Below are 17,121 nucleotides of genomic sequence, written 5' to 3'. Positions count from 1 at the left end.
GACTGCGACTGGGGGCGAGAATCATGCCGGGCCTGGCTGGCCAAAGCCCCAATTATCGGGGCGTGAAGATAGTAACGGGCGTGAGCGCGGTAGAGGAGAGCAGCTCGACTGGATGCCGGTCGACGGTTGACTCGGACACTTCTACGGCGATCACATCACGCACGCTCAACCGGCATCGACGAGAAATCGAGCGGCTCGTGCTTCACGATGGAGCCACCGGATCATATCCGAATGCTTGACCACGCCGACGAGCCGTCTGTCATCGTTCAACACGGGCACATCGTGATATGCATGGTCTGTGAATACTTGTACGAGGCTAGCCAGCGGCGTCGCCAGATGAACCGCATGGATACAGTCGGCCATGACAGCCTCTACTGTTTCTTCGACGATTCCCGAACGGCGCACAAAATCTCGGCGCAGTGCACGCCATGTGCGCGAGATGCCGGCCGGAGGCAGATCCGCAAGTTCGTGGTGCGTCACCATGCCGACCACGCGATTCATCGCGTCAACGACAGGCAGCATCGATACACGATGACGCTTGAGCAGTTCCCATGCTGCTTTTCGTTCCATCGACGCAGGCACAGCGCGGACTGTTGTGGACATGACGTCTTCGCAGGTGAGTTCTTCGAACGTCTTGCCACGCGCGCCAATGAACGTCTCCCTTCCTGATTGGGGCGACGCTCCCAATGTCGTCGCCCCGGGACCTGATGCAACTGTACGGTTCGCATCGAGCGCCGCGGCTGCCATTGCGCGCGGGTAGCGATGTCTCGTGAGCGCATGAAAGGCAAGCGCCAAGGACAGCAATGCGGCTGACTGGAATGCGATCGGCACGACGACGAAGCTAAAGCCCAGCGCATGTACGGCGGGACCGCCGAGCACCGCGGTCAATGCGACGGCACCCGAAGGAGGATGCACGCATCGGCAGGCAAACATCGCGCAGATGGCGAGTGCAATGGCGACAGACGCAGCGGTGACAGGGTCTTCAATCCATCGCGCACAGGCCACACCCACGAAGGCCGAAACAAGGTTGCCCCCCATGATCGACCACGGCTGGGCCAGCGGACTGTCCGAGGCGCCGAATAAAAGCACGGCCGACGCGCCCATGGGGGCGACGAGGAGCGGGATGTTCCCCGCCTGGCCGAACAACACGTGGGTTGCAAGGCCCGTGAATGCGATACCGATGAGCGCGCCGACGCACCGGCGAACGCGCTCCCGCCATTGCGGCGCTGCCGGATGGGGGGCGAAGCGCGTAAGCCATTCGATAATCGCAGAATGTGACATAGGCGTCGGCAGGACTGGTTGGCAATCATCCCCCGTGCTGTTGAACAGTAACCACCGTCACGCGTCGGGTGCGGCCAGAATAGTCTCCGGCAAGAAATATCAACAATTGATGTTTTTGATGGAAAATATAATTCATGCGTTATGCTTGTTTTGGTGGGCGCTCAAAGGTCTCCATTTACCCATTCCATTACACACAAGCCGGCGTGAGCGGCTTGTAAACTCTCGCGGCTTGCCGTTTACTCTTGCTTGTTGCACGACGCGCGAATGGCACGAGCAACGGAGAGCTCGGCGGCAATGAAATTCAAGGGTATTGATCTTGGCGACAAGCGCCTGAACCTGCGGGCGATCCTGCTGGCCGAGCAACTGTCGGGGAATCCGACCGCCGTTTTGCGCGACCCGAGGAGTTCGACTTGACCACCCGCACCTGGAGCATTCCAGGTGATCGCACGAAGAGCGGCCGGCCGCTTCGCGTACCGCTTTGTGATCGCGCTATCGAAATCGTGCGCAGCGCGCTACCGAAGGCCAAATATGGCTATCTGCTTCCGGGTTGCCAGGAAGGGCGACCATTGTCGAACATGGCGATGCTGTCGCTGCTGAAACGAATGTCATGCTTCGGGATCACCGCGCACGGCTTCCGATCCACATTTCGCGACTGGGTGGCCGAATGCACGGAATACCCGGATTCGTTAGCGGAAGAAGCCCTGGCTCACATCATCACTTCGCAGACGGTGGCGGCATACCGGCGTCGCGACCAGCTTGAACGACGGCGTCTGATGATGGACGACTGGGGTGCGTATTGTGCTGGTCAGCGTGCGCATGGTGAGTCAATGACGTCTGCCATGTCGCAGGCGTTTGCAGCGCGAGTCCTGGACTCGCGCTCGAATCGCGTTTAACGAGAGCGAGCCGATGCCAGAGTATCGATCAAATCGGCCCAGTTTTGCAGTAACTCACGACGCTCGTCTAACAGCAGAGTGCGGCTGTAGACACGAAAGATGATTTGCCTTGGTGGCAGGTTAGTCTCATCTTGACGACGTCGAGTACACGCTTGCCGACCCACAAAGGCAGCGACATCGACGCGCTGCTGCCGCATCGTTGGCAGCCGTCTCACGACGGCCGCCTAAACTGCTCGCCAAGACGTGTTGGCCAGCCGCTTACGATTGATCAGCGGATCGTAGAAGCTGGGCTTGTGTACGCCAGTCTGGTAACAGCTGCGTCCAGGTCGCTTCGGCGCACGTGTAGTTCGACGCACCGAGCACTGCGACGAAGCGCTCCGTTTCACGAATCGTCCCCAATCCCGACGACAGCAGCGTTCGCGAATCGCGCATCAGGCAATAGCCCGACGACGTGCTGGACTCTCGGGCAGGCGAACGAACGTGCGTCCGTTCTTACCTGATCCAAATCGAGGGTGTTGTCCGCTCGGCAGCGCATAGCGAGCATTGGGTTCCCCGATACCGTGACCAGCAGACGAAGATTGTGCGGCTCGCATCGGGCTGCATTCGAAATAAATCGTCGGACAAATTGGCATGTCATCTCGATCGTCAGTAATCCACACCACGACGCCGACTCGGAGAAACCCTTGTAGCGTACGATCAACGAACGTAAACGCGCGATGATCGAACGAAAATCTGTACTACTCCCTTGTCTCCAGCCGCCACGCGCGGCTACGCTTTCGATCAGTAAAGCGATGTAAGCGAATCGTTATTTGTCTAAAGAAAACGGAGACCATCATGACCGCATCCGCGGCTCACGAACCCCACGGCAAACACCAGTCGAAGAAAGCCGCCGCGAGCGGCTGGATCGGCTCGGCGCTCGAATACTACGACTTCTTCATCTACGCGACGGCGGCCGCGCTGATCTTTCCGCAGATATTCTTTCCGAAGGGCGATCCAACGACTGCGATCGTCGCGTCGCTGGCAACCTACGGCGTCGGTTATGTTGCGCGGCCGATCGGTGCGTTCGTGCTGGGTCACCTCGGTGACACCCATGGACGCAAGACTGTGCTGCTTTCGTGCATGTTCCTGATGGGCTTTTCGACCATCGGGGTCGGCCTGTTGCCCACCTACGACCAAGTCGGCCTGCTCGCGCCGGTATTGCTGGTGATCCTCCGCCTGATTCAGGGCTTTGCGGTGGCGGGAGAAATCTCCGGCGCCAGTTCCATGATCCTGGAACACGCGCCCTTCGGCCGCCGCGGCTTCTTCTCCAGTTTCACACTGCAAGGTGTGCAGGCAGGGCAGGTGCTGGCGGCTGCCGTGTTCCTGCCGCTCGCGCACTACATGCCAACCGAGCAGTTCAACAGTTGGGGATGGCGTATTCCGTTCCTGCTGAGCGTGGTGGTCATCATTGCTGGCTGGATCATTCGCCGCAAGGTGGACGAGACGCCGGCCTTCACTGACAAAGAGGGACGGCAGGCACGCTCGCGCTCGCCCGTCGTCGACGCGTTCAAGTACAACTGGACGGACATGCTGCGTGTAGTCTGCATGGCGCTGATGAACGTGATCCCGGTGGTCGCGACGATCTTTGGCGCGGCATACGCGGTGCAGCCGGCCTACGGCATCGGTTTCGCGAAGGACGTCTATCTCTGGATTCCGGTTGCGGGCAATATCGTTGCGGTGCTGGTGATTCCGTACGTCGGCAACCTGTCCGATAAGATCGGCCGCAAGCCGCCGATCGTTTTCGGTGCGCTGGTGTCGGGCCTGCTCGCGTTTGGGTATCTGTACGCGATCAGCATCAAGAGCGTGCCGCTGGCTTTTGCAATGTCGCTTCTGATGTGGGGCGTGGTCTATCAGGGGTACAACGCGGTATTCCCGAGCTTTTACCCGGAACTGTTCCCGACTCGCACGCGCGTCTCCGCGATGGCGATCTCGCAGAACATCGGTACCGCCGCTACCGCGATGCTGCCGGCGCTCTTCACGGCCGTGGCGCCACCCGGTGCCGCAAATATCTGGCTCACCGTCGGCGCGATCGCGTTCGGGGTCACCGTAATTGCCGCACTGGCTGCGTTGAGCGCTCGGGAAACCTATCGGATCCACATGAGCGATCTGGGTAAGCCCGATGCGCAACCGGTTGGCAAGACCGAGTACGAACGGTTGCGCGCACAGGCCCTGGCCGCCTAACGGAAGAGAGCACCACCAGTGATCATGATTTCCGGAAAGACCACCCTCATTGCGCACATCGGCTACCCGACCGAGAGTTTCAAGTCGCCGATGATCTACAACCCCTGGTTCGAGCAGAAGGGGATCGACGCGGTCGTGGTGCCGATGGGCGTCAAGGCCGAGGACTACGTGCAGAGTTTCGAGTCGATCTTCCGTTTCACCAACCTGCGCGGCGCGCTGGTGACGATGCCGCACAAGGTGACGACGGTCGGGCTCGTCGACGAAGTCACCCCGGCGGTGCGCATCGCCCGCGCCTGCAACGCGGTACTCAAGCGTCCCGACGGCACCCTGCTGGGTGACCAGTTCGACGGTGCCGGTTTCGTGCGCGGCATGTTGCGCAAGGGGAGGAGGCTCGACGGCGCGCGCGTGCTGGTTGCGGGCGCAGGCGGGGTAGGTTCGGCGATTGCAGCTTCGCTTGCTGCGGCCGGCGTGGCGGAACTGGCGCTGTATGACACGCGGCCCGAGGTCGCCGCCGAATTGGCCCGGCGGCTGCGCGAGCATTATCCGACGCTGACGGTGCGTACCGGCTCGAACGATCCGGACGGATTCGAGGTGGTGGTCAATGCAACGCCGATCGGGATGAGGGAGGACGATCCGCTGCCGTTCGACGTCGCACGTGTGTCGCCCGACTGTTTTGTCGGTGAAGTGGTGATGAAGTCGGAGTACACGCCGTTTCTGCGCGCAGCGCGCGACAAGGGCTGCGAAGTACAGGTGGGCACGGACATGCTATTCGAGATGATTCCCGCCTATCTGGAGTTCTTCGGCTTCGGCAGCGCCACGGCCGACGAACTGCGGCGCGCCGCGACCATCGCGTACTGAGGCCAATTTGTCCTTTGCATCACGAAAATGATTCGACAGACGTGTGTGACGGCACGTGCCGTCCGGCGCGTACCGTTTCCCGACCGCTCCCTTCGAGTCGTCGCAACGATCCCATGTGGAATACATCTTCACCGAGATATGCCTGAATGATTCGCCGCGGCTCCCTGAGCTTCGCATTGCTATTGCCCTTCCTGCTGGCTGCGCAGCCGGTCGCTACCGACAGTTACTTGCCGGCGCTGCCTGCGATCGCGGACGTGCTCGGGGCGGCCAGCGCCAGCCTGACGATGTTCGCACTCGCATTCGGCATCGGACAGTTGCCGATGGGGAGTCTCGCCGATCGCCATGGCCGCCGCCCCGTGCTACTAGCCGGGCTGGCAATCTACGCCATCGCCGCATTGGCTGGAGCGCTCGCGGGCAGCGCATGGATGCTGACCGCGGCGCGTGCGTGCCAGGGACTGGCAATGGCAGCAATCCTCGTGTGTGCGCGCGCTGCCGTACGAGACCTGTATCCGGCCAACGATGGCCCTCACGTCATGGCGCGTGGACTCACGGGGCTGGGAGCGGCAGCACTGACCGCGCCGATCATCGGCGCCTATGTTTCGCAATACGCGGGTTGGCGGTGGGTGCTCGCAGGGATGAGCCTGTACGCGCTCGTACTGTGCGTCGTGTGTTGGCGCGGCTTTGCGGAAACCCGTTACCAGGTGAGCACGGTACAAGCGCCCGTCGGGAGTATTCGCGAGATATTCAACAATGCGGAGTTTCGGGCGTGGGCGATGTTGGCCGCGACGACCTACAGCGGTATCTTCTGTTTTCTTTTGCTGTCGCCGATGGTGTATATCGGCTACCTGGGCCTGTCACCCCAGTTGTACGGCTGGATACCTGCTGGCGGCTCGCTGGTTTACATGGTGAGCACGATCGCCTGCCGACGTCTGCTCCATCGTCACGGTGTGTTGCGGACGGTGCGGCTGGGCGCAATTCTGAGCCTGTCGGGTGCCGTCATTCAAGCACTGGGTTGCTGGCTGCTACCCGACGCCGCCTGGCCGCTGCTGCTGGGGCACGGGGTATATAGCCTCGGACACGGCATCCACCAGCCTTGCGGGCAGGCCAACGCCGTGGGAGGGCTGCCGCGCCTGGCAGCGCGCGCGGTATCGTGGTCCGGATTCCTCATGATGTTCACCGCGTTCTGCATGGGACAGACGGCGGCGGCCTTTGTCGATCCGCATTTCCACTTCGGCGCTTGGCCCATGGTGGTGCCGATGCTCATCGCGGGTTCGGCGCTGATGACCATCGCTTTCGGCTGGTTGCCGCGGCTCGACCATTTGCCGCGATCTGGTTCGCAGTCTGTCACGATGCCGGTCAAGTCGGAATAGGACCGCAACAATGTACCCGTTGCATCAAGAGATTCTTGACACGACACAGGCACGGGAAGGCGTGAAGGGGGCTCCGCGGGGAAGGGGTTTAGACCGCAATGCATCGGTGCCAGGGATGTGATCGCGATTGCCTCGTTTCGCCGCTTCGCCTTCGGGCTCGCTCCTGCGCTACGAGAATTGCGTGCGCGCGGTCTGGCGTATCGCGTGCCTCCTGCAAGTCCCGATCACGGTTGAACCCGCCAGTGAAGATCGAAACTGAACGTTTGACGTTGCGTCGCTGGCGACCGGACGATGCCGGTGCGCTGACTGCGATTCATGCGAATCCCGACGTAACCGCGTGGCTCGCGCGTGGCCCGATGTCCGTCGATGAGGCGAAGGTCACCGTCGCGCGCTTCGATGCACATTTCGACGCGCACGGTTTCGGTGTGTGGGCGATCGAGCGCCGTGCGGATGGCGCGCTGATCGGGCTCTGCGGTTTGTCGCGCGAAGTGCGCGACGAGCATCCGATGGCACCGTGTGTCGAGATCATGTGGCGCCAGGCCCGCGCATCGTAGGGGGCATGGCCATGTCGCCGAAGCGGCCGCTGCGGCATTGGCCGACGGATTCGGCAGGATCGGGCTCGACGAAATCTTCGCGTGGACGGCTGCCGCCAACTTGCGATCGCAGTACGTGGCACGGCGGCTCGGAATGGTGCGGCAGCCAATGCGCGATTTCGTTCATCTTGCGTTGCCGCAAGGACATGCACTGCGGCGGCATGTGGTGATTGTCGCGCACGCGACGCCCGTTCGTCTCGACGGCGACGTCAGCGCGTAATGGCCCGGGCACGTTTGAGCCGACGACAAGCCGCCGGGGCGGGCCTGGGCGCGCCGCGGGCGAATAGCATGGTGCTTCGATGTGGCCCCGATAAATTATCGCAGGCAAGAAAAAGCCCGCTACTGGAGCGGGCTGAATCCATGTTTGGAGACATGGAGGAGACAGACGTAACTTTAAGGGAAAACCCGAGGGCTGGCAAGCCCTAGTTGTAATTGTGCAGCGCAGCGTCAGCGGGCGTTCCCGACCAGGGTGGAACTGCGCGCCATCCAGCCGTCGCGCGCGTCCCACAGTGTCCTGCCGAAAAGCCGACGTCCGTCGGTGCGGCGGCCGCCGCTCTCACATCCGGCCCGCCCGCGCGTGTGCGGCAAACGCGCCGAACCGCTCCTGCGCAACCGGCACCGCGTACTTGTTGCGCATTTCCGTCTCGATCCACGCGCAGGCCTCGCGCGCGCAGTCGGTCAGCGCGTGCCGCGTCGCGTGTCCGTCGACGTCGTAGACGAAGCGCACGCCGACCTCGTCGTCGGCGACTTGCCGCTGCAGCTGGTTGAGCTGCAGTTGCGGCCCGTGCCGTTGCGACAGCGCGCGCAACTCGTCGAAGTGATATTCGAGCCAGTCGGCAAAGAACAGCGCATCGTTGTGGCAGCGCAGACGGAACGCCGCGCTGCGCGACGGACGCCGCGCGGCGTCGCCGGCGGCCTGCGGCTCGCCGTTCGACGCGATGGCCGCATCGACGGGCGCGAGCGGCTGCCGGATCTGCCGGTACGGTTCACGCTCGCGCAGCGCGTGCCACAGCAGCTCGTCGCCGGCGGCACCGGACGGCTGCATCGTCAGGTCGTGCCGGCCGTCGCTGGCAGCGGCGACGTCGCGGATCACGAGGCGCAGCGAGCAAAGAGGCTCGTCCGCAACCAGCAGCGTGGCCGCGCGCGGCAGCCCGCACACGAGCGGCGCGGCGCCGGGCGCCCGGAACACGAGCCCGCGACGATCGAGCCGCACGAGCGGCAGCGGCCGCGGAAACGACGGGTAGGCGACTGCGATGCGGGCGCCGCCGGCGCTCGTCAAACCGGGCATCATCGCGCGAAAGACCTGAGATTGGTCCAAGGTGATTCTCCTTCGTTACGATGCCGCCCGGCCGGACTACGCGCGTTCCGGCTCAGGCGGCGATGGCTTGCCGGGTGACCCGTCCCGGCTCGATTCCTAGTGCGGCAAACGTTTGCGGATCGATGTCGATCCAGCACGCGACAACCAGACGACCGTCCACCTGTTTCGGCGGACCTGCCCGGTGCGCGTGCACGCCGATCCGGCGGAACAGCCGCTCCATGCTCGCGAACGTCACGCCGATCAGCTGCCGCGCGCCCAGTTGCGCCGCACATTCGACGACAGCGGCGAGCATCGGGCGGACGGCCCACTCGGCATTGCCCGGGCCGCCTTCGTCGCCGGTCGCCGCGAACCGCGACAGCTCCCAGACGGCGGCCGATTGCGGCAGCGCGACGTCTTCGGCGATCAGGTCGGCGAACAGCGACTTCAGCAGATACGGGCGGGTGGTCGGCAACAGGCGCGCACATCCGCACACGTCGCCGCCGGCGTTTCTCGCGAACACGTAGACGGTATCGTCGCGATCGAACTGGTCGCGCTCGAAACGCTCGTTCGCCGACGGGAGCGCCCAACCGAGCTGTTCGACGAACACACGGCGCCGATAGCGCCCGAGATCCGCTGCAAGTTCGTGTGGCAACCGCCCTTCCTCGTGAACGAAGGTCCGCATGGTGTCCTCGGATCGGTACTTTGGTATGCACGCATTACATCGCGCGTCCCGAGGAGGCGGTAACTGGTAACTCTTACAGGGTGAGGGTGCGCCGACACCATTCGACCGGTGGTAACGGTTTCTTGATCGGCGGGATTGAAATACGGGCGGCTTTTGCTTATAAAGAGCGCCAGTCTTGTGGAAATGTCAGAGGAATGCGCGGCCGGTTGTCACTGGAGCGTGGGACCGGCATGATAGGCGTCGTTGCGACCGAGCAGCGCCGATGCGACCGCGGCCGGCCAGTCGATGTGTGCGAGCCGCGCGGCGAGCACGGCGGCTGTGCGGAACATGCCGAGGTCGGCGCCGGCGGCGTCGACGGCCATGACGTTGCTGCGGACGTCGCCGCCCGCGATCACGAACGTGCCCGTCGCGCGCTCGAGATACCAGTCCCAGCCGATCGTCAGGTACGCGACGCCGGTACTGGCCGGGCGGTGCCATTCGGTGTAGCCGGCCAGGCGCGCGTCGATGGTGCTGTCGCGCAGCTCCGCGAGCAGCGATGCATCGAGGCCGCTCGCGACATGGTCGAGCGCGAGCGCGGCCAGTGCGCTTTCGGACAGGCGCACGTAGCCGTCCGGAGACGGGCCGCGGACCGGGTGCAACAAAGGTGAAGTCATGCGCGGAATGTATCAGCCCCGAACCGGCGCTGGCACCTGACAGGTATGACAGCGTGACGTCGTCGGAGAAAGAATGGAACTGCGCTGGCAGGATGCCTACCAACAATTCAGCGCCGCGGAAGACGAGCAGCAGCTCTTCCAGCGGATCGCCGCTTATTCTAAACGCCTTGGCTTCGAATATTGCTGTTACGGCATTCGTGTGCCGTTGCCCGTGTCGAAGCCGGCCGTCGCGATCTTCAATACCTATCCGGACGGCTGGATGGCGCACTACCAGGCGCAGAACTACATCGAGATCGACTCGACGGTTCGCGACGGCGCGCTCAGCACCAACATGATCGTCTGGCCGGACGTCGACCGGATCGATCCGTGTCCGCTGTGGCAGGACGCGCGTGACCACGGGCTGTCGGTGGGCATCGCGCAGTCGAGCTGGGCGGCGCGCGGCGCGTTCGGGTTGTTGAGCATCGCGCGTCATGCGGACCGGCTCACGCCGGCCGAGATCAACATGCTGACGCTGCAGACCAACTGGCTCGCCAACCTGTCGCATTCGCTGATGAGCCGCTTCATGGTGCCGAAGCTGTCGCCCGAGGCGAGCGTCACGCTGACCGCGCGCGAGCGCGAGGTGCTGTGCTGGACGGCAGAAGGCAAGACCGCATGCGAGATCGGCCAGATCCTCAGCATCTCGGAGCGCACGGTCAACTTCCACGTGAACAACATTCTCGAGAAGCTCGGCGCGACCAACAAGGTCCAGGCGGTGGTCAAGGCGATCTCGGCCGGGCTCATCGATACGCCCTGACGCGGCACCGGCGGCGGGGCGGTCGTGCCGCCGGGTCGCATGAGCGGCCGCCGCCGCTCATTCCATCATCGGCTCCGCTTCCTTCGCGGTCCAGCTCACGCTGGAAATGCTCTTCTCCATGCTCATCCGGCTCGCGATCTGCTCGAGCTTCTGCTGATCCTTCGGATGCAGCTTCAGCGTCGCGGTTACCTTCAGCCGGTCCGGCTGCTCGGGTACGTCCTCGCTCGTCAGGCTCTGGAACGACAGCGGTTTCGCATACATCGCATTCGACAGCAGCGTGCGGATGTGCACTTCGTCGGCGGCCAGGCAGATCACGGTGATCTGGTATTCGCGCACGAGATCGGCGTTCGACACGGGGGTCGCGTTGATCGCCTGGCTGACGCCGCGCAGCACCGTGTTGGTGAGCAGCACGACGCCCGTACCGGCCAGCGCCGGCACGAAATGGCCGGAGCCGGCCAGCACGCCGACGGCGGCCGAGCACCACAGCGTCGCGGCCGTGTTGATGCCCTGGATCGACCCCTTGTCGCGCATGATCACGCCGCCGCCGAGAAAGCCGACGCCCGACACGACGTAAGCGGCGATCTGCGTGACGCCGGCCACGCCGTTGCCGGTCAGCACGCCGAGCGTGACGAACAGGCACGCGCCGCTCGCGACGAGCGTGATCGTGCGCAGGCCCGCCGTGCGTTGCCGCATCTGGCGTTCGAGGCCGATTGCGACGCCGCAGGCGAACGCGGTGAAAAGACGGAGTGCGAAATCGAGAGTCATGGTTGTCCTGCCGTGCCAAGTGCGCATGCCGGCCCGCGTCGCGGCGGCGCGAGGCCGGACGCGGCACGATGGCCGTCATCGCGCGGTACTGTACCGCGCGAATGCGTCATTCAGTGTGAAACGGATGGCGTGCGGGCTCGCGGAACGCGAGCCGCGGCAGGAGAACTGCGTCGGACAGGCGTTCAGGCGGCAAGCGGCGCACGCAACGGAGTGCTGCAACTGTCCACGATGGTTCCTGAAGGAAGAATGGGCGGCATTCTAGTGGGCCGGCCGCGCAGGCGTCAACCGGTTCGGGGGCGGCAACGCGTCACTGCGACGCGCCGATCGTCCCCGTCGCAAGCGCGAGCGCGGCGGCGGCCGACAGCGCGCCGGCGTAGCTGTCGACCTCCGCGTTGCGGGCCGCGAGCAACTGGCTTTGCGCGATCGTCGCATCGGTGACCGAGCCGACGCCGTTCCGGTACGCGGTCAGTGCCGCGTCGTAGCTTGTCTGCGCGGCATCGACGAGCGCCTTGGCCGCGTCGTGCGACGCGAGGCTCGTCTGCACTGCATTCTGCGCGGCGACGACCTGGCGGACGGCTTCCTCCTTGGTTCGCGTGAGGCGCGCGGACGCGCTTTGCGAATCGTTGCGCGCCTGCATCGGCACCGCCGAGCGCAGGCCGCCGTCGTACAGCGGAATCGTCACGCCGAGGAACACGCCGCCGCCGTAGCGGCTGCCGTTCAGGTTCACGGTCGGGGCCTGGTCGCCGATCGCGGGCAACGCGGTAATCGCGGTGCCGCCGCTGGCGTAGGACGTCGACGCCGACAGGAAGATCTTCGGCATGAACGCGGCTTCCGCGGCCTTGATCTTTGCGCGGTTGGCCTGCTCGAGCGCATACGCGCCCTGTAGGTCGGGGCGGCGCGCGATCGCGTCCGACACGATCGCGTCGACCGACGAAGCGAGCGTGGGCGATAGCGGGCGCTTGGGCAGCGCGGCGATCGACGGTTTCGACAGCGGCGAGATGCCAAGCGCGGAAACCAGCGCGAGGTAGCTGTCGCTCTCCGCGCCGTTCGCCTGCACGAGCGCGAGATTCGCCTGCGCGCGGTTCTGCGTCGCCTGCGCGAGTTCGACGACGGTGCCGACGCCTTGCTTGAGCCGCGCGCGGGACGCCGCAAGGATCGCGTCCGCGTTCGTCAGGCCCTGCTGCGCGCTGGCCGCGCGCGAATGGGCCGCTTCGTAGCGGTAATACGCGACGGTTACGTCGTGGATCACCTGCTGGTGCACGGCCGTGAACGCGACGTTCGACGCGACCGACGCCTGTTCGGCCGCCTCGACGCGCGCTGCGCGGCCGCCGAAATCGAACAGCAGCCATTGCAGCGACAGCGCCGAGATCGTGCCGTGCACGGTCGTATTGCTCGACGCGTCGCCGAGGATCGTCGACGTCGAGCCGTGGCTCGTCTGGTACGCGCCCATTGCCGTCGCGGACAGGTTCGGCAGGTACGCGGCTTTCGCGATGCCGACCGCGAGCGCCGCGTTGCGCGCGTCGTTCCACGCGATGCGGGTCAGCGGGTTCGTCGATTCGGCGAGATCGATCAACTCGGGCAGCGTGTACGGATGCGCGGTATCGAGCGCGGCGGGCGGCGACACCGACGCGAGCGCGGGCGAGGCCGGCAGCGTGTAGTCGTGCGGCGCACGTTGCGCGGACGCAAGCGGCGGGGCCGGCACGATGTCGCCCGCGGCCGACGTTTGCGGCTGCCATGAGCGGTCGGGTGCCTCCGGCGCCAGATCGATCGACGACGTGGCGCAACCGGTCAGCGCGATGGCGGTCGCGAGCGCGGCGGCGGCGATCGACGCGGCCGGCGGTTCAGGGACGCGCATGAGGGGCAGGCTCCTTCGGGGTGGCTTGACGCGTGGCGTCGGCGATATGTGCGAGCCGCGTGTCGATCAGGTTCAGCAGCGCGTCGCGTGCAGGGTCGGCGGGGGCGGCGGCCGGCGGCGGGGCCGGCACGGCTGCCGCGTCTGCCGTCGATGACAGGGGCGGCATAGCGGCGTCGGCACCCGGGTCGTCGTCGCGCAGTTCGACCACGCGCGCGAGGTGTGCGCCGATCGCCGCATCGCCCGGCGTGCGTTCGGCGAGCAGGAACAGCGGGCCTTCGAGCGCGCCGAGTTCCGCGAGCGCGCGTCGTCGGGTGGCGAGCCACGTGGCGGCCGGCCGTACCCACGACGGCTCGTAGTGGACGAGGCCGAGGTCCTGCGCGATCGCGCCGTGGCGCGCGAAGGCTTCGGCGGCGAGCGTGCGGCGTTCGGCCGGCTGCGCGATCTGCACGACGCGGCGCCACTGCTCGAGCAGCGCGGCGAGCGCGACGTCGATCTGCTTGCCGATGCTGACCGGCCAGATGCGCGTGAAGACGAGATACACGACGACGTTGCCGAGCAGGATGCCGATCGTGCGATCGCGCGCGATCGTCAGGTCGAAGCCGGGACCGGCGCCCTGGATCACGCACAGGAAGAACGCGAACGCGATCTGGAAGCCCGCGTACGCGATGCGCGGCGAGCCGAACGCGACCCACGCGGACAGCCACGCGCCGGCGAACACCAGCGCCATCAACTGACCGATCGACGACAGCGCCGGTACGACGAACACGAGCGCGGCGGTGCCGAGCAGCGCGCCGACGATGCAGCCGGCGATCCGCAACGTGAGCTTCTCGACCGTCTCGGCCGTCGAGCCGAGCGACACGATGTAGCAGGTGACGACGCACGTATGGATGCCCGACCAGTCGAGCTGCGAATACAGCAGATAGCAGAAGATTGCCGCGGCGGTCGTCTTCAACGCATAGCGGATGTGATCGGGATTGCTGCGCGCATCCGGCAGGAAGAAGCCGCCGCGCGGCGCCGGCGATGAGGCAGGTTCGGGCGTGGCGACGGGCGTGGCGACGGGCGTTGCCGCTGCGGCGGGCGTGTCGGTCGCGGGTTGCGTCGCTGCATCGACCGTCGCGCCCGGTTCCGCGAAGCACGTGATCGCCGCATGAAGATCGGTCGCGGCGACGCGCGCGAGCGGTGGCAGTGCATCGGCCGGCGGCAGCGCGAGCGTCACGTCGACCGGATAGCCGCCGCGTTCGAGTATGGCCGCCATCTCGTCGAGCGTGGCCGCGATCGGCGCGGCGAACGCGGCGGGCAGCCGCGCGTCCGGTTCGCGATCGGCCAGCGCGACGCCGACCAGCAGCGCCGTGCTCGACGCAATGGCCTGCCGCAGCGCCGCGACGTCGGCGGCGGATGACGTGCCTTCGAGTTTCGACAGTTTGAGCCATGTCAGCAATTGCTTGTCGCCGTCGCGCAGGCTCGCGTCGAACGCGGCGCGCGTGTCGTCGTCACCGCGCAGCCGAAGCGCGGCGAGCCGCAGCCGCTTCGCAAGTTGCGCGAGCGCGAGCCGGCGCGGCGACGGCGCGATCAGCAGGTTGACGACGATCGCGATGCCGACCGGGATCGCGACCGTCAGCCAGATATAGAGCAACGCGCGCGTCGCGGCTTCGCCGAACGGCGCGAGGCCGAGCTGGTCGAGCCCGAAGCCGACTATCATCGCGAGGATCGCGCCCACGGGGCGCAGCTTGCTGGCCGACGTCAGGTACAGCAGCCCGACCGAAAGCACGGCCATGCACGCGACCCGCAGGATCGAATAGTCGATGCTGAAGATCGCGATGCCGAGCACCAGCCCGATCACGATCGTGACGATCAGCAGCAGCGCGGCCGCGAGCACGACGCTCGTCACGCGGTCGGCGCGGATCATGAAGAACACGACGTAGGCTGACAGCGCCGCCTCGGGCGTACCGTACGCGCTGGTCACGAGCACGGTCAGCGCGCAGATCAGGGCGACCCGCACGGCGATCGACGTGCGCCCCGGAAACGGCGCGAGCAGTCGCAGGACTTCGCGCGGGCCGGGCGAGCGGACCTCAGCGACAGGCTGAGCCATGCCGGACCTCGACGATCGCGCTCGCGCCGACACGCACGAGCTTGCCGTCGGGTTCGTCGAGCTTCACGCGCACCGGGAAGCGCTGCGCGACGTGCACCCAGTTCACCGAGCGCTGCACGATCGGCAGCGTGCGCGGCAGGTTGATGCGATCGCTGTCCGCGATGCCGGCACCGATGCCGACGACCTTGCCCGTCAGCGGACGGCTGCGGTCGATCATCGAATAGACGGTCGCGCAGTCGCCGACCGCGATGCGGTTCAACGACGTTTCGCGGAAATTGCCGACGGCAAACCATTCGCTCGCATCGATCAGCGTGAAGATCGACTGGTTCGGCGCGAGGGTTTCGCCGGCGAGCACGGTCAGGCCCGTCACCAGCCCGTCGTGCGGCGCGCGCACGACCGTATCGTCGAGCGCGTGCTGCGCGCGGGCGAGCGCGGCTTCGCGCGCATGGAGCGTGGCGATCGCGTCGGCGTCGTCGCCGATCGTCTGCGCGGACGATCGCTGCTGTTCCTGCGCCTGCGCGAGCGACACGGCCGCGTCGCGCTGCCGGACCTTCGCCTGGTCGAACTGCTGCGCGCTGACGTAGCCCTGCGCGGCGAGCGGTGCGAGCCGGTTCACGTCGCGCGTCGCGAGATCGTGATTCTGCGTCGCGCGTTTCACCTGCTCGGCGGCCACGGCCGCGTTCGAGCGCTCGCCGATCAGCGACCGGCGGCGCGTGTCGAGCGACGCGCGCGCGAGCTCGAGATCGGCCTGCGCCTGCGCGACCGTCAGCCGGTACGGCACGGGATCGATTTGATACAGCAGGTCGCCTTTCGCGACGCGCTGGTTCTCGTGTACCGCGAGCTGCACGATGCGTCCGCCGACGGGCGACGCGACGTGGACGACGTCCGCGTCGATCGACGCGTCGTCGGTGGACGGGTAGGCGGTCGTGCGGTGGTACGCGTACGCGAGCGCCGCGATGGCGAGCGCGACGATCGCCAGCGCGATCACGCGGCCTTTCGTGGACGGGCGGGCGGTTCCGGCGGCCTTCATGCGAACGGCCCCGTGCCGGTGAGCCACACGATCACGGCGACCACGAGCCCGATCGCGGTGCAGACGGCGAGCTGGTAGGGCACGGTGGCGGCCCAGCCGGTCGCGACGAACACGCGGTGCGCAACGATCGCGCCGACGATGCCGACGATCGCGCTGACGAGCCAGAGCGGGAAATACGCGCCGAACAGCACGTACGACGGTGCGCCGCGCGACGTGCAGCCCGCGAGCGGCAGGGCAGGCACCAGGACGGCGGCGACGCGCAGGGGGGCGCGCGGCGTTGTTTTTCTCATGGTGTGACGAGCTCGACGTTGGAGTTGGATGCCGGGCGCGGCGCAATGCGGTTCGTCGCCGCGACGACGATTCCGCGATACGGAGCCGATAATAAATCAGCGCGATATAGATCGCCAGCGATGCGGCGCGCATTGGGGGCATGCGGCAGGCCGCCCGGCGGGCGTTCCGGGAAGGTCGTGACCGCGGGACGCGATGCTGTCAGCGCATGCTCTTGCAGGGTTGCTAACGGACTGTAAAGGATCATCGGACGAAACCATGCCGGCGGCGTTTGTTTGTCTGTCGATGTGCGCGAATCGCCGCGACGAATGCCGGATTGCCGCGCGAGCGAGAACGAATCCGCGTTCGGTCGAGCCGGGTCGCATCTGTGTACCATCCGTCGAAGGACGCGGCGCATGACGAGACCGGATGTCACGGTCCCATCCGATGCGCGGCGCGGAAGCGGTATCGCAAC

The 17,121-nt window shown here is 66.0% G+C and carries 15 protein-coding genes and 2 pseudogenes; 7 read left to right on the top strand and 10 right to left on the bottom strand.

Translation table 11 applies throughout. The features are described from left to right. Window positions 1–165 precede the first annotated feature (165 nt). Window positions 166–1,281 carry an HPP family protein gene (locus tag DIE23_RS22635; protein WP_124614182.1) on the bottom strand — a complete coding sequence of 372 codons (1,116 nt, stop codon included), beginning with the start codon at window positions 1,279–1,281 and terminating at the stop codon, window positions 166–168. A 264-nt stretch (window positions 1,282–1,545) separates the two neighbouring features. Between DIE23_RS22635 and DIE23_RS22630 the strand changes: the two genes are divergently transcribed. The 6 genes and pseudogenes from DIE23_RS22630 (at window position 1,546) to DIE23_RS40860 (ending at window position 7,435) form a co-directional block, all read left to right on the top strand. Continuing rightward, complete coding sequence (locus tag DIE23_RS22630; RefSeq protein WP_409364246.1) at window positions 1,546–1,695, top strand: transposase DNA-binding-containing protein; 150 nt, start codon at window positions 1,546–1,548, stop codon at window positions 1,693–1,695. Beyond that, window positions 1,665–2,174 (top strand): annotated as a pseudogene (locus DIE23_RS22625) (tyrosine-type recombinase/integrase); the annotation flags it as partial. The gene DIE23_RS22630 and the pseudogene DIE23_RS22625, both read left to right, overlap by 31 nt. Before the next feature lie 834 nt (window positions 2,175–3,008). After that, window positions 3,009–4,394, top strand: a complete 1,386-nt coding sequence (locus DIE23_RS22620; protein ID WP_124614181.1) for an MFS transporter — start codon at window positions 3,009–3,011, stop codon at window positions 4,392–4,394. 24 nt (window positions 4,395–4,418) lie between these two features. Next, window positions 4,419–5,252: a shikimate dehydrogenase gene (locus DIE23_RS22615; protein ID WP_124614180.1), complete on the top strand. Its 834-nt coding sequence runs from the start codon at window positions 4,419–4,421 to the stop codon at window positions 5,250–5,252. A 146-nt stretch (window positions 5,253–5,398) separates the two neighbouring features. Continuing rightward, a complete protein-coding gene (locus tag DIE23_RS22610) occupies window positions 5,399–6,622 on the top strand; it encodes an MFS transporter (RefSeq protein ID WP_124614179.1) in 1,224 nt (407 codons plus the stop codon). Window positions 6,623–6,720: 98 nt separating this feature from the next. Next, a pseudogene (locus tag DIE23_RS40860) lies at window positions 6,721–7,435 on the top strand (GNAT family N-acetyltransferase). A 336-nt stretch (window positions 7,436–7,771) separates the two neighbouring features. Here DIE23_RS40860 and DIE23_RS22600 read toward each other — a convergent pair. The 3 genes from DIE23_RS22600 to DIE23_RS22590 form a co-directional block, all read right to left on the bottom strand. Next, window positions 7,772–8,533 carry a hypothetical protein gene (locus DIE23_RS22600; RefSeq protein ID WP_185646516.1) on the bottom strand — a complete coding sequence of 254 codons (762 nt, stop codon included), beginning with the start codon at window positions 8,531–8,533 and terminating at the stop codon, window positions 7,772–7,774. A gap of 52 nt (window positions 8,534–8,585) precedes the next feature. After that, entirely contained in the window at window positions 8,586–9,194 is a 609-nt protein-coding gene (locus tag DIE23_RS22595; protein WP_124614178.1) for an acyl-homoserine-lactone synthase, read from the bottom strand. Between the two features lie 209 nt (window positions 9,195–9,403). After that, a complete protein-coding gene (locus DIE23_RS22590; RefSeq protein WP_124614177.1) occupies window positions 9,404–9,847 on the bottom strand; it encodes a DUF4902 domain-containing protein in 444 nt (147 codons plus the stop codon). 73 nt (window positions 9,848–9,920) lie between these two features. Between DIE23_RS22590 and DIE23_RS22585 the strand changes: the two genes are divergently transcribed. Next, window positions 9,921–10,640 (top strand): autoinducer binding domain-containing protein, encoded by a 720-nt coding sequence (locus DIE23_RS22585; RefSeq protein ID WP_124614176.1) that lies wholly within the window; start codon window positions 9,921–9,923, stop codon window positions 10,638–10,640. A 57-nt stretch (window positions 10,641–10,697) separates the two neighbouring features. Here DIE23_RS22585 and DIE23_RS22580 read toward each other — a convergent pair whose 3' ends face one another. The 6 genes from DIE23_RS22580 to DIE23_RS22550 all read right to left on the bottom strand — a co-directional run bounded on the left by DIE23_RS22580 (window position 10,698) and on the right by DIE23_RS22550 (window position 17,082). After that, complete coding sequence (locus tag DIE23_RS22580; protein WP_124614175.1) at window positions 10,698–11,405, bottom strand: MgtC/SapB family protein; 708 nt, start codon at window positions 11,403–11,405, stop codon at window positions 10,698–10,700. Between the two features lie 307 nt (window positions 11,406–11,712). After that, window positions 11,713–13,260 (bottom strand): TolC family protein, encoded by a 1,548-nt coding sequence (locus tag DIE23_RS22570; RefSeq protein ID WP_124614173.1) that lies wholly within the window; start codon window positions 13,258–13,260, stop codon window positions 11,713–11,715. Then, complete coding sequence (locus tag DIE23_RS22565) at window positions 13,247–15,349, bottom strand: FUSC family protein (protein ID WP_124614172.1); 2,103 nt, start codon at window positions 15,347–15,349, stop codon at window positions 13,247–13,249. Before DIE23_RS22565 ends, DIE23_RS22570 begins: the two co-directional genes overlap by 14 nt. Continuing rightward, window positions 15,330–16,379, bottom strand: coding sequence for a multidrug transporter subunit MdtN (gene mdtN / locus DIE23_RS22560; RefSeq protein WP_124614171.1), 1,050 nt, complete (start codon window positions 16,377–16,379; stop codon window positions 15,330–15,332). Before mdtN ends, DIE23_RS22565 begins: the two co-directional genes overlap by 20 nt. Continuing rightward, entirely contained in the window at window positions 16,376–16,669 is a 294-nt protein-coding gene (locus DIE23_RS22555) for a hypothetical protein (RefSeq protein ID WP_124614170.1), read from the bottom strand. The genes mdtN and DIE23_RS22555 overlap by 4 nt, the downstream gene beginning before the upstream one ends. Further along, a complete protein-coding gene (locus tag DIE23_RS22550) occupies window positions 16,666–17,082 on the bottom strand; it encodes a hypothetical protein (RefSeq protein WP_124614169.1) in 417 nt (138 codons plus the stop codon). Before DIE23_RS22550 ends, DIE23_RS22555 begins: the two co-directional genes overlap by 4 nt. Window positions 17,083–17,121: the final 39 nt, after the last annotated feature.

It is taken from the genome of Burkholderia sp. Bp9143, assembly GCF_003853645.1.
In the GTDB taxonomy this organism is placed as follows: domain Bacteria; phylum Pseudomonadota; class Gammaproteobacteria; order Burkholderiales; family Burkholderiaceae; genus Burkholderia.
Note: the sequence above shows the minus strand (reverse complement) of the source record. Positions and strands in the feature narration are given on the sequence as shown.